The organism is Streptomyces violaceus (genome assembly GCF_036014075.1).
GTDB lineage: Bacteria > Actinomycetota > Actinomycetes > Streptomycetales > Streptomycetaceae > Streptomyces > Streptomyces violaceus.
This window is the reverse complement of the sequence record NZ_CP107911.1, coordinates 7,052,518-7,064,911: the sequence shown is the minus strand read 5'-3', so window position 1 is coordinate 7,064,911 and position 12,394 is coordinate 7,052,518. Positions and strand designations below refer to the sequence as shown.

Genomic DNA, 12,394 nt, shown 5'->3' with positions numbered 1-12,394 from the left:
TCGAAGAGGTCCAACCACCATGCCCAAGAACATCTTCAGCCGTGGCCCCAGTCGTAACCTGACCCGTCACCACAAGATCGCCATGGCGGGTGTCGCCACCCTCGGCGCCGCCGCCATCGGGTTCTCCGCGGTGCCGAGCGGCGCTTCGACGACGACCACGACGGAAGCCGCTCAGTCGGCTCCGGTGGCGTTCAGCAACAAGCAGATCAAGGACGTGAAGGCGAGCGTCACCGACCAGATGGCCGGTGCCAGCCTGAAGGCCGAGCAGATCGAGGCGAAGAAGAAGGCCGACGCCGCGGCTGCCGCCAAGAAGAAGGCCGCCGCCGAGGCGGCGAAGAAGAAGGCCGAGGCCGCGCGCGAGGCCAAGGAGGCCGCGAGCCGCGACGCCAAGCGCGCCGAGGCCAAGAAGGCCGCCAAGAAGACCTACCCGAACAACCTCGACGGCTGGATTCGCGAGTCGCTCGACATCCTGAAGAAGCACGACATCCCGGCGTCCTACGACGGCATCCACCGCAACATCATCCGCGAGTCGTCCGGTGACCCGAAGGCCATCAACAACTGGGACATCAACGCCATCAACGGCATCCCGTCGAAGGGTCTGCTGCAGGTCATCCCGCCGACCTTCAAGACCTGGCACGTCCCCGGCACCTCCTGGGACATCTACGACCCGGTAGCCAACATCACCGCCGCCTGCAACTACGCGGCCGACAAGTACGGCTCGATGGACAACGTCGACAGCGCGTACTGAGGTAGCGCGGACCTCTGCTCGCTGAACGGAACGCCGAAGGGCGGCACCCTCCTGACGGGGTGCCGCCCTTTGGGCGTCGTGCGGCGGAGACTACTTGCGCATGACCTCGGGCTCGTGGCGGCGCAGGAAGCGGGCCACGAAGAAGCCGCAGAGCACACCGATCGCGAGGAGCGCGCCCATGTCCATGGCCCAGGCCCCGACCGTGTGCTCCCACAGCGGGTCGGTGTCGCCGGCCGTCTCGGGCGGGCTGATCTTGTTGAAGTCCAGCGTGGCACCGGAGGCGGCGACCGCCCAGCGCGACGGCATGAGGAACGAGAACTGGTTGACGCCGACCGAGCCGTGCAGGGTGAACAGGCAGCCGGTGAAGACGACCTGGATGATGGCGAACATCACCAGCAGCGGCATGGTCTTCTCGGCGGTCTTGACCAGCGACGAGATGATCAGGCCGAACATCATCGACGTGAAGCCCAGCGCCATGATCGGCACGGACAGTTCGACGAGCGTGGCGCTGCCGAAGACCAGGCCCTCCTCGGGGATCTCCCGGCTGGAGAAGCCGATGACGCCGACCAGCAGGCCCTGCAGCACGGTGATCATGCCGAGCACGAACACCTTGGACATCAGATACGCAGAGCGCGACAGGCCGGTCGCTCGCTCCCGCTCGTAGATCACCCGTTCCTTGATCAGCTCGCGGACCGAGTTCGCCGCGCCCGCGAAGCAGGCGCCGACCGCGAGGATCAGCAGAACCGTGGTGGCGGTGCCGTTCGGGATGATCCGGCCGGTCTGCGGGTTGGCCGGGTTCGGCAGCAGGCCCCTGTCCGCGTCGATGAGCAGGCTGACCGCGCCGAGCACGGCCGGCAGGATCACCATCAGGGCGAGGAAGCCCTTGTCGGACACGATCACCGAGACGTAGCGTCGCACCAGCGTGACGAACTGGGACATCCAGCCCTGCGGCTTCGGCGGCTTCATCGCCTGCATGGGCGGAACCTGTACGGACTGCGGCGCCACGGCGTCGATGTCCGCGGCGTACATCTGGTAGTGCTGCGAGCCCTTCCAGCGGCCCGCCCAGTCGTAGTCGCGGTAGTTCTCGAAGGCGGAGAAGACGTCGGCCCAGGTGTCGTAGCCGAAGAAGTTCAGCGCCTCCTCGGGCGGGCCGAAGTAGGCGACCGAGCCGCCCGGGGCCATCACCAGGAGCTTGTCGCAGATCGCCAGCTCGGCCACGGAGTGGGTGACGACGAGGACCGTACGGCCATCGTCGGCGAGACCGCGCAGCAGCTGCATGACGTCGCGGTCCATGCCCGGGTCGAGGCCGGAGGTCGGCTCGTCCAGGAAGATCAGCGACGGCTTGGTGAGCAGCTCCAGGGCCACGGAGACACGCTTGCGCTGGCCACCGGAGAGGGAGGTGACCTTCTTCTCCTTGTGGATGTCCAGCTTCAGCTCGCGCAAGACCTCGTCGATACGGGCGTCACGCTCGGCGGCCGTGGTGTCGGCCGGGAAGCGGAGCTTGGCCGCGTACTTGAGGGCCTTCTTGACGGTCAGTTCCTTGTGCAGGATGTCGTCCTGCGGGACCAGACCGATGCGCTGGCGCAGCTCGGCGAACTGCTTGTAGAGGTTCCGGTTGTCGTAGAGGACCTCGCCCTGGTCGGCCGGGCGGTAGCCGGTGAGCGCCTTGAGCAGGGTCGACTTGCCGGAGCCGGACGGGCCGATGACGGCGATGAGCGACTTCTCGGGGACGCCGAAGGAGACGTCCTTGAGGATCTGCTTGCCGCCGTCGACCGTGACGGTCAGATGACGGGCGGAGAAGGACACCTCACCGGTGTCGACGAACTCCTCGAGCCGGTCGCCGACGATCCGGAACGTCGAGTGGCCGACACCGACGACATCGGCCGGGCCGAGCAACTGCCCGCCGCCCTTGGGGATCGGCAGGCCGTTGACGTACGTGCCGTTGTGCGAGCCGAGGTCGCGGATCTCCATGCGGCCGTCGGGCGTGGCGTGGAACTCGGCGTGGTTCCGGGAGACCTGCAGGTCGGAGACGACCAGCTCGTTCTCCAGGGCGCGGCCGATGCGCATCACGCGGCCGAGCGAGAACTGGTGGAACGTGGTGGGGCTGCGGTCGCCGTGGGCCGGCGGCGCCCCCGCGGCCCCGCCGGGGCCCTGCTGCTGCGGGATGTGCCCGCCGGGCTGCTGCTGCGGCTGCGGCTGCTGCCAGCCGGCCTGCGGAGCCTGCTGCTGGTGAGGCGCCTGCTGGGCCCAGCCGGGGTTCGCTCCCTGCGCGGCGTACGGCTGCTGCTGGGGCTGAGCCTGCGGCGTGGCGACGGAGGCCGCGGCGCCGGAGAGGTTCAGAAGCGGTCCGTCGGTGGCGTTGCCCAGGTTCACCGCCGAGCCCGGGCCCAGCTCCATGTGGTGGATCCGCTGCCCCTGCACGAACGTGCCGTTGGTGCTGCCATGGTCCTCGATGACCCAACTGCGGCCGTTGAAGCTGACCGTGGCGTGACGCCAGGAGACCCTGGCGTCGTCGAAGACGACGTCCCCCTGCGGATCACGTCCGAGGGTGTATGCCCTGGACGGATCGAGCGTCCAGGTACGTCCGTTTGATTCCAGTACGAGTTCCGGCACTCCATGCCCCACTGAGTTGTCCCCCGAGTTATCCCCCGACATGGGGAGTCTAGGGATGTCGAACATCGGGGGGAACTATTTCAGGAGCGGCCCCCTGACCGAAAGTCGGGCCTTGTGAAAACCGCGTACGGACGCCTCGGCCGATTCCGTTGACGGGGTTGAAACCGGGCCGGAGAGTGGTATTTCGTCGCGAGGGGGACATGCGCGGTGTTCCCGCCGCGGAGCGGATCGGGGGGTCTGCCATGGGTGCCGGTACAGGCGTCGAGAAGGCGAGTGACGGCACACGCGTGCCGTGGGGGGACGTGCTGATGTCCGCCGTCGCCGCTGTGAGCTGGGCATTGATCGGGATGGCGGGTACGGCGGCGCTGGGGCTGCGTCTGCTGGAGGCGGACGCGGCGGGCTCGTTGGGGCCGATGACCGCGGCGGTGGTGGCCCTTGGGGCGGGTGGTTCGGTCACACCGTCCGGCGATGTGTCGGTGTTCGGCCTCACGGGCGCGGAGGCGGACACTGCCATCGAGATCACGCCACTGGGGGTGAGCCTGGTCGGGGCGGTGCTGCTGTCGTACTTCTTCCTGCGGTCCTTGCGGGCGGCGGGAGTTGTGATATCACCAGCCGAACTCCTCGCGCGTGCGGGCGCGGTGGTCGCGTTGTTCGTGGCGATGCTCGGCGGGCTGGCCTGGGCGGGGCACGACGTCATCACGATCGACGGCGGCTCGCTGGGGCTGGACGACCTGACCGGCGGGGGCGGGGGCGGAAGCGGTGGCCTGGACATCCCCGGGCTCGGGGACGTCGGGGACATCGGCGGGCTGCTGCCGGACCAGGTCGGGGACCTGGTCGACGCGCGGGCGGCGGTCGGTTTCACGGTCGACACCGTGCCCACGCTGTTCGGCGGTCTCGGCTGGTCGGCCGGGATCCTCCTCGTCGCCCTGCTGGCCTCGCGCCGCACTCCGCTGCCCCGGGGGTGGGAGGCCGTGCACCGGGTCGTACGGCCGGCCGTTTCCGCGGTGGTGACCGTGCTGCTGGTGGCCGTGGCGGCGGGGCTCGCCGCGGCGGCGTACGCGGCGAGCGGCGACGACCACCCCGAGCGCATCGCCGGCGCGGCGCTGCTCGGGGCACCGAACGGGGTGTGGCTGGGCGTGCCGATCGGCCTGTTCGTGCCGTGGGACGGCCGGGCGACGGGTGAACTGACCCGTTTCCTGCCGGACCCGCTGGACGACCTGCTCGCGGCCCGCCCCGACCGGCAGGTGACGCTGGGGCGGCTGGCCGAGCTGGACGGGCGGGTGTGGCTGCTGGGAGTGGCGGCGGCGCTGATGATGCTGCTGGCGGGCGTGCTGACGGCGGTGCGGTCGCCGGTGGGGAGCGTCGCGGGGGTGCGGGCAGGGGCGGCGGTACGGGGTTCCGGTGCCCTGGGTTTCGCCGGCAGGTGCGCGTCGCGGCTGGGTGTCGTGACCGCGCTGGCCCTGCCGTTGCTGGCCTGGCTGACGGATGTGTCCGTGACCGCTTCCCTGTCCGTGCTCGGCTTCGACGCGTTCGGCGCGGGCATCGAACTGCACGGGCATCTCGGCATGGCGCTGCTGCTGGGCGCGGTGTGGGGCACGGGGGCCGGGGCCGTGGGGGCACTGCTGGCGTGGGCGAGCGGGGCCGCCGGGCGGTCGGCGGCGGTGTTGGCGTTGGCCCGTGGGAACGGATCGGCAGGGGCAGGGGCAGGGGGCGGCTCGGGGTCGCCCTGGTACGACGACAGCACCGGCCGATACGACGAGGACAGCGGCCGGTACCACGAGGAGACCGGCCGGTCCGGGGACCGGGGCGATCCGCGAGGCGAGCGGGCGTCGTACGGGAAGGAAGCCGGGCCGTACGGGCCGGGTACGCCGTACCGGCCGCCGAACCCGGCCACCAATCCGTACCTCCGGCTGCCGGACGAACTACGAGAACCGGAGGACGCGCGGCCCGCCGGTGAGGAACGGCGGCCGGGACAGACCCGGAGGCGGCCAGGCGACGCGCGCCGGGGCCGGCCTGGCGAAGAGCGGCCGGACGCGGGGGCCGCCGAGCCAGGGAACGGCGACGTGTACGGCGCGCCCACCGTGGCGCGGCCGGTCGGGCCGCCTCCGCGAGGCCCCCGCCAGCCACCCGGGCCGCGAGGCGGGAACGGGCCGCCGGCCCGGCCGGACGACGGGCCGCCGCCCCCGCCTCCTGCCCCGCCGCCGCGGAAACCGCGGGGCGGGAGGTGATCCGTACCGGTACGCAAGATTCACGTCATCGACACGACACTCAGTGTTCGCTGTCCGCCAGCCGGACCTCACGGGCGGTGCGAGCTGCCTGCCGGATACGGTGGAACCACCATGAGCGCATCGCAGACCTCGTCCTCTGACGTCCCCACCCTCCTTGTCAAGATCTTCGGCAAGGACAGGCCGGGCATCACGGCCGGCCTCTTCGACACTCTCGCCGCCTACTCCGTCGACGTCGTCGACATCGAGCAGGTCGTCACCCGTGGCCGGATGGTGCTGTGCGCGCTCGTGACCGAGCCGCCTCCCGGTCTCGAGGGAGATCTGCGGGCGACCGTCCACAGCTGGGCCGAGTCGATGAAGATGCAGGCGGAGATCATCTCCGGCCTCGGCGACAACCGGCCGCGCGGACTGGGCCGCTCCCTGGTCACCGTGCTCGGGCATCCGCTCACCTCGGAGGCGACCGCCGCGGTCACCGCGCGGATCACCAGGACCGGCGGCAACATCGACCGTATCTTCCGGCTCGCCAAGTACCCCGTGACCGCGGTCGAGTTCGCCGTGTCCGGCGTGGAGACCGAGCCGCTGCGCACCGCCCTGGCGCCCGACGCGGCGAAACTCGGCATCGACGTGGCGGTCGTCGCCGCCGGTCTGTACCGGCGTGCGCAGCGCCTGGTCGTCATGGACGTCGACTCGACGCTCATCCAGGACGAGGTCATCGAACTGTTCGCCGCGCACGCCGGCTGCGAGGACAAGGTCGCCGAGGTGACGGCGGCCGCGATGCGCGGGGAGCTGGACTTCGAGCAGTCCCTGCACGCGCGCGTGGCGCTGCTGGAGGGGCTGGACGCCTCGGTGGTGGACAAGGTGCGCAGCGAGGTGCGGCTGACGCCGGGCGCCCGCACCCTGATCCGTACGCTGAAGCGGCTCGGCTTCCAAGTCGGTGTCGTCTCGGGTGGGTTCACCCAGGTCACCGACGATCTGAAGGAGCGGCTGGGGCTGGACTTCGCCCACGCCAACACGCTCGAGATCGTCGACGGCAGGCTGACGGGCAAGGTCACCGGCGAGATCGTCGACCGCGCGGGCAAGGCTCGGCTGCTGCGCCGGTTCGCGGCGGAGGCGGGCGTGCCGCTGTCGCAGACCGTGGCGATCGGTGACGGTGCGAACGACCTGGACATGCTGAACGCGGCCGGTCTCGGCGTCGCCTTCAATGCCAAGCCGGTGGTGCGGGAGGCCGCGCACACCGCGGTGAACTTCCCGTTCCTGGACACGGTCCTCTACCTGCTGGGCGTCACGCGCGAAGAGGTCGAGGCGGCGGACACCCTGGACACGGTCTGAGACCACCCGCGAACCGCCCGCGCCACCGAGACACCGCCCGGACCGCCGGGAAGGGCCCGGCACCGCACCGGTGCCGGGCCCTCTGTCTCGGCCCCAGTCACGCGGAGACGGTCACTCGGCCGGCGCCCAGTAGTCCCGCAGCGCGGCCACACCCGGCTCCACGCTCTTCCACGAGCCGGTGATCGACAGGACGGCGAAGGCGGCGGCCGGGAACCCACGGCGTTCCATCCGCTCGCGGGCGTCGTCCTCGGCCTCGCCCGCCAGGATGTCGGCGAGGCCCTGGACGCCCGGGTTGTGGCCGATCAAGAGGACGTTCTGCACGTCGTCGGGGGTCTCGTTGAGCACGGCGATCAGTTCGCCCGGCGAGGCCTCGTAGATCCGCTCTTCGTAGACGGTTTTCGGCCGATGCGGGAACTCATGGACGGCGAGCTTCCAGGTCTCCCGGGTCCGGACCGCGGTGGAGCACAGGGCCAGGTCGAAGGGGATGCCGGTGTCGGCCAGCCTGCGCCCGGCCTCCGCCGCGTCTTTTCGGCCCCGGTCGGCAAGCGGACGCTCGTGATCGGTCACCTGTGGCCAGTCGGCTTTCGCATGGCGGAAGAGGACAATCGTGCGGGGTTCTGCGACGCTCATGAGATCCAGCTTCGCATGAAACACGCCATGTGGCGCAGGGAGTTGACCACCGGGTTCGGCCGTGCTCAGCGGGCTGTCAGCTGCCGCAGTCGCTCGAAGAGGTGGGTGACCACGGGGTCACCGGTGGCCGCGTGGGCGTCGGACGGGTTCAGGATCAGGACGAGCAGCGCGGTGAAGAGGAGCGCCGGCAGCGCCAGGGCCCACCAGGGAAGCCGGCTGTCGGCGCCCGACCGGGTCGCCGGGTGGGGCGGGGTCTGCGTAGGGGCCGACATGGGTGCCTCCGCTTTTCGAGTGGCCGGTGGCCCCCGTCTCGCGGCCACACCTCGAAGTTACGGAATCCGCGGCAGCCAACCCATCCGGTGACCCACCCACTTGACCCTGACCCTCACCCCCTAGGGGACAGGGGGGCCAGCCCCACCATCGGCGGGGCCGGGGCCGGTCACGGCGAGGCGAGCGTCGCGATGACGGCGATGACGATGAAGATCGCGAAGAATGCGCCGAACACGAGCAGCATCTTCTTCTGACCATGCTGGGGATTCGGATCGAGCACTGGCATGGGGCAAGTGTCGCACCCACCCCGAGCGCGGTACGCCCCGGGGTGAGGCCGACACGACGAGGCCGGTTCAGCGGCCCGCCTCGTCCTCCACCGTGCGGTCGCGGCCCGCCAGCCAGCCGACCACCATCTGCGGGACCATCAGGGCGCTCATCAGCGTGATCGGCAGGCCCCAGCCGCCGCTGTGCTGGTAGAGGACGCCCACCAGGAGCGGACCCGGGATGGAGATGAGGTAGCCGGTGCTCTGCGCGAAGGCCGACAGCTGGGCCACGCCCGGGCCGGTCCTGGCCCGCATGCCGACCATGGTGAGGGCGAGCGGGAAGGCGCAGTTCGCGACGCCGAGCAGCAGGGCCCAGGCCCAGGCGCCGCCGGCCGGCGCGAGATACAGCCCGGCGTAGCCGATCAGGCCGCAGATGCCCAGGGCGAGCACGATCGGGCCCTGGTGCGGCAGCCGGGTGGCCAGGCGGGGTATGACGAAGGCCAGGGGGACGCCCATCACCATGGTGAGCGCCAGCAGCAGCCCGGCGGTGCCTGCGGGCACACCGGCGTCCCTGAAGATCTGCGCCATCCAGCCCATGGTGATGTAGGCGGCGGTGGCCTGGAGCCCGAAGAAGACGGCCAGCGCCCAGGCCGTACGGCTCCGGGTGATCCGCATCCGCGGCGCCTCCTCGCGTGCGGGGTCCGTCGGGGCGGGGGCCGGAGTCTCCTCGCGGCCGGCTTCCGGCCGGTCCTCGTGCCCGGCTCCCGTCCGGACGGAGGCCGACGTCTCCGTCGCCGTATCCGGGTGCCGCGCAGCCTCGTCGCCGTCAGCCCGCCGGCCCGGCCCGGACGCCGCCGCGCGCCCCCGTACGAACGGCAGCCACGGCAGGATCGCCGCAGCTGCGAGCCCCGCCCACAGGGCCAGGCCCGACTGCCAGCTTCCGCCCAGCGCGTCGGACACGGGCACCGTGACCGCGGCCGCCAAGGCCGTGCCGAGGGCCAGCCCCATGGAGTACAGGCCGGTCATGGAGCCCACGCGGTCGGGGAACCAGTGCTTGACGATGACCGGCATCAGGACGTTGCTGACCGCGATGCCCATGAGGGCGAGGGCACTGGCGGCCAGGAAGCCGGCCGTGCCGCCGGCGTACGGCCGGATCGCCAGGCCGGTGGCGATGGCGGCCATGCCGGCGCAGACCACGGCGCCCGCTCCGAAGCGGCGGGCGAGCCGCGGGGCCATGACGCCGAAGACGGCGAAGCACAGCGGCGGGACGGAGGTGAGCAGTCCGGCCACGCTGCCGCTCATGCCGAGCCCGTCGCGGACCTCCTCCAGGAGGGCGCCGAGGCTGGTGATGGCGGGCCGGAGGTTCAGCGCGGACAGCACGATGCAGAGGACGAGCAGCCGTGTCGTCCACGCGCGCGTGGACGGGCCGCCCGTTTTCCGGGCGTCGTGCGCGGCCGGGCCGCGAACGGTCGGGGGCGTCATCGTCCGGGTTTCCTCACTAGCCATGGGGCCCATCATAGAATCATGGGATGATTGACTGTCCAGTCCGTCCACTCCTCGGCTGCCGTCCGGCGCCCCGGCCGTGCGAAGGTGAGCCATGCCTCTGAGCCATCCCCGTCGTTCGGCGCTGTCCGAACAGGTCATCGCCGCGCTGCGGGCCCAGATCACGTCGGGCGAGTGGCCGGTCGGCTCCCGTATCCCGACCGAGCCGGAACTGGTCGAGCAGCTGGGCGTCGCCCGCAACACGGTCCGTGAGGCCGTCCGCGCGCTCGCGCACAACGGCCTGCTGGACATCCGCCAGGGTTCCGGCACCTACGTCGTGGCGACCAGTGAGCTGGCGGGAGTGATGCAGCGGCGGTTCGCCGGTGCCGACCCCCGGCACATCGCCGAGCTGCGCTCCACACTGGAGTCGTCCGCCGCCCGGCTGGCCGCCGAGCGGCGGACCGAGAAGGACCTCAAGCAGCTCGACGCGCTGCTGCTGCGGCGTGAGGAGGCCTGGGAGTCGGGTGACGCGGAAGCCTTCGTGACCGCGGACGCGACCTTCCACCTCGCCGTGGTCTCCGCCTCCCACAACGACGTGATGACCGCCATGTACGCGGACCTGGGCGAGGTGCTGCGGGACTGGCTGCGCGAGGACGTCGGCGAGGAGCTGACGCCGGAGACGTACATGGACCACGGGCGGCTGCTCGACGCGATCCGCGTGGGGGACGCGGACCTGGCGGGGGCGGAGGCGGCCCGCTATCCGTTCCTGTGCCGCCTGGGCGGGATCAGCCCGCCCGCCGATGGCTGACCCACGCGTCGCCTACTTCCTTCCAGCAGCGTCCCTCGAGCCGCACGGTCTGCGCGGGCCCGGCCTCCACCGGGGAGCTGTCGGTGTCGATGTCCCACCAGCGGGCGCACTCGACGTGCAGGCTCACGCGGTCGGTCTCCGGATAGGGGTTGTGACAGAACGCGGTCACCCTGGAGTCGTTGACGCGGACCCGGCACGCGGCACCGAAGAGGGCGACCCGCTCCTGCTCGTCGTCGGCGGGCACGCGCGCGTGCGGCACCGCCTCGTGCGCCAGGGTCAGCACGAGAGCGACGGCGACGGACAGTGAGGCCATGCGGCGGGACGAGCGCACAAGGGTTCCTCCTCGACCGTGCTGGGGAGGGGACCGCGTGGTGAACGCGTACTCCAGGGTGCCCGGCTGTGGGCCTCCACCGCCCGGTCGGCTGGGCCGAACGGGTGACGCCCCGCTCCCCGCGCGCTGCGGGGAAACGGGGCGCCGACGGCGTACGGGAGATCAGGCTCCGATGGCGTGCAGACCGCCGTCCACGTGGATGATCTCGCCCGTGGTCTTCGGGAACCAGTCGCTCAGCAGCGCGACGACGCCGCGGCCGGCCGGCTCGGGGTCCTTCAGGTCCCACTCCAGCGGGGAGCGGGAGTCCCACACGGAGGCCAGCTCGCCGAAGCCCGGGATGGACTTGGCGGCCATGGAGCCGAGCGGACCGGCCGAGACCAGGTTGCAGCGGATGTTCTGCTTGCCCAGGTCGCGGGCCATGTAGCGGCTGGTGGCCTCCAGGGCGGCCTTGGCCGGGCCCATCCAGTCGTACTGCGGCCAGGCGAACTGCGCGTCGAACGTCAGACCGACGACGGAGCCGCCGTTCTGCATCAGCGGCAGGCAGGCCATGGTCAGCGACTTCAGCGAGTACGCCGAGACGTGCATGGCCGTGGCGACCGACTCGAACGGCGTGTTGAGGAAGTTGCCGCCGAGGGCGTCCTGCGGGGCGAAGCCGATGGAGTGGACGACACCGTCGAGGCCGCCGAGCTCCTCGCCGACGATGTCGGCCAGGCGCCCGAGGTGCTCGTCGTTCGTCACGTCGAGCTCGATGACCTTGACGGGCTTGGGGAGCTTCTTGGCGATGCGCTCGGTCAGCGTGGGCCGCGGGAACGCCGTGAGGATGACCTCGGCGCCCTGCTCCTGGGCCAGCTTGGCGGTGTGGAAGGCGATGGAGGCCTCCGTCAGCACACCGGTGATCAGGACGCGCTTGCCCTCGAGAATTCCGCTCATGGTGATCAGTGACCCATTCCCAGTCCGCCGTCAACGGGGATGACGGCTCCAGTGATGTACGAGGCGTCGTCCGAGGCGAGGAACCGCACCGTCGCGGCGACCTCCTCCGGCTGGGCGTACCGGCCGAGCGGGATCTGCGACACGATGCCCTTGCGCTGCTCGTCGGAGAGCACCTTGGTCATGTCGGTGTCGACGAAGCCGGGCGCGACGACGTTGAAGGTGAGGTTCCGCGAGCCCAGCTCACGGGCGAGGGAGCGCGCGAAGCCGACCAGGGCGGCCTTGGAGGCGGCGTAGTTGGCCTGGCCGGGGCCACCGTAGAGGCCGACGACCGAGGAGATCAGGACGACGCGGCCCTTCTTGGCCCGCAGCATGCCGCGGTTGGCGCGCTTGACCACACGGAAGGTGCCGGTGAGGTTGGTGTCGATGACCGAGGTGAAGTCCTCCTCGGACATGCGCATCAGGAGCTGGTCCTTGGTGATGCCGGCGTTGGCGACGAGGACCTCGACGGGGCCGTGGCTCTCCTCGATCTCCTTGTAGGCCTGCTCCACCTGCTCGGGGTCGGTGATGTCGCACTTGACGGCCAGGAAGCCTGCCGGCGGCTCACCCGAGCGGTACGTGATGGCGACCTTGTCGCCGGCATCGGCGAAAGCGCGGGCGATGGCGAGGCCGATGCCCCGGTTGCCTCCGGTGACGAGAACCGAGCGGCTCAACGGATCACCCTTTCGATAGCGGTCTGATACGCCCGCCCGGGCGCCTGGACGACAG

12 protein-coding genes are annotated in these 12,394 nt (G+C 71.1%); 4 read left to right on the top strand and 8 right to left on the bottom strand.

Annotation, left to right across the window (positions count from 1 at the left end; translation table 11 throughout):
* The first annotated feature begins 19 nt into the window (after window positions 1–19).
* The gene (locus tag OG542_RS31785; RefSeq protein ID WP_193480836.1) at window positions 20–748 is read left to right on the top strand and encodes a transglycosylase SLT domain-containing protein; all 729 of its coding nucleotides are present in this window, start codon (window positions 20–22) and stop codon (window positions 746–748) included.
* 90 nt (window positions 749–838) lie between these two features.
* On the opposite strand, the gene OG542_RS31780 is transcribed toward OG542_RS31785, so the two are convergent.
* A complete protein-coding gene (locus OG542_RS31780) occupies window positions 839–3,361 on the bottom strand; it encodes an ABC transporter ATP-binding protein/permease (protein ID WP_328415328.1) in 2,523 nt (840 codons plus the stop codon).
* A gap of 242 nt (window positions 3,362–3,603) precedes the next feature.
* On the opposite strand from OG542_RS31780, the gene OG542_RS31775 reads away from it, so the two are divergent.
* Window positions 3,604–5,589: a streptophobe family protein gene (locus OG542_RS31775; RefSeq protein WP_328415326.1), complete on the top strand. Its 1,986-nt coding sequence runs from the start codon at window positions 3,604–3,606 to the stop codon at window positions 5,587–5,589.
* 111 nt (window positions 5,590–5,700) lie between these two features.
* Complete coding sequence (serB, locus tag OG542_RS31770; protein ID WP_193480833.1) at window positions 5,701–6,915, top strand: phosphoserine phosphatase SerB; 1,215 nt, start codon at window positions 5,701–5,703, stop codon at window positions 6,913–6,915.
* Window positions 6,916–7,026: 111 nt separating this feature from the next.
* On the opposite strand, the gene OG542_RS31765 is transcribed toward serB, so the two are convergent.
* From OG542_RS31765 to OG542_RS31750, 4 genes are all read right to left on the bottom strand, one after another.
* Complete coding sequence (locus OG542_RS31765) at window positions 7,027–7,545, bottom strand: SixA phosphatase family protein (protein WP_328415324.1); 519 nt, start codon at window positions 7,543–7,545, stop codon at window positions 7,027–7,029.
* Between the two features lie 65 nt (window positions 7,546–7,610).
* Window positions 7,611–7,817: a hypothetical protein gene (locus OG542_RS31760; protein ID WP_193480831.1), complete on the bottom strand. Its 207-nt coding sequence runs from the start codon at window positions 7,815–7,817 to the stop codon at window positions 7,611–7,613.
* A 167-nt stretch (window positions 7,818–7,984) separates the two neighbouring features.
* Window positions 7,985–8,101 carry an SGM_5486 family transporter-associated protein gene (locus tag OG542_RS31755; protein ID WP_104779641.1) on the bottom strand — a complete coding sequence of 39 codons (117 nt, stop codon included), beginning with the start codon at window positions 8,099–8,101 and terminating at the stop codon, window positions 7,985–7,987.
* A gap of 67 nt (window positions 8,102–8,168) precedes the next feature.
* On the bottom strand, window positions 8,169–9,596 hold the full coding sequence (locus OG542_RS31750; protein WP_328415322.1) for a CynX/NimT family MFS transporter: 1,428 nt from the start codon (window positions 9,594–9,596) through the stop codon (window positions 8,169–8,171).
* 79 nt (window positions 9,597–9,675) lie between these two features.
* Between OG542_RS31750 and OG542_RS31745 the strand changes: the two genes are divergently transcribed.
* Window positions 9,676–10,368, top strand: coding sequence for a FadR/GntR family transcriptional regulator (locus tag OG542_RS31745; RefSeq protein ID WP_328415320.1), 693 nt, complete (start codon window positions 9,676–9,678; stop codon window positions 10,366–10,368).
* On the opposite strand, the gene OG542_RS31740 is transcribed toward OG542_RS31745, so the two are convergent.
* From OG542_RS31740 to fabG, 3 genes are all read right to left on the bottom strand, one after another.
* Window positions 10,346–10,699 (bottom strand): hypothetical protein, encoded by a 354-nt coding sequence (locus tag OG542_RS31740; RefSeq protein ID WP_328415318.1) that lies wholly within the window; start codon window positions 10,697–10,699, stop codon window positions 10,346–10,348. The two genes, OG542_RS31745 and OG542_RS31740, sit on opposite strands and share 23 nt — an antisense overlap.
* A gap of 162 nt (window positions 10,700–10,861) precedes the next feature.
* Complete coding sequence (gene fabI / locus OG542_RS31735) at window positions 10,862–11,629, bottom strand: enoyl-ACP reductase FabI (RefSeq protein WP_261679984.1); 768 nt, start codon at window positions 11,627–11,629, stop codon at window positions 10,862–10,864.
* A gap of 5 nt (window positions 11,630–11,634) precedes the next feature.
* Window positions 11,635–12,339: a 3-oxoacyl-[acyl-carrier-protein] reductase gene (gene fabG / locus OG542_RS31730; RefSeq protein ID WP_189730228.1), complete on the bottom strand. Its 705-nt coding sequence runs from the start codon at window positions 12,337–12,339 to the stop codon at window positions 11,635–11,637.
* Window positions 12,340–12,394 lie beyond the last annotated feature (55 nt).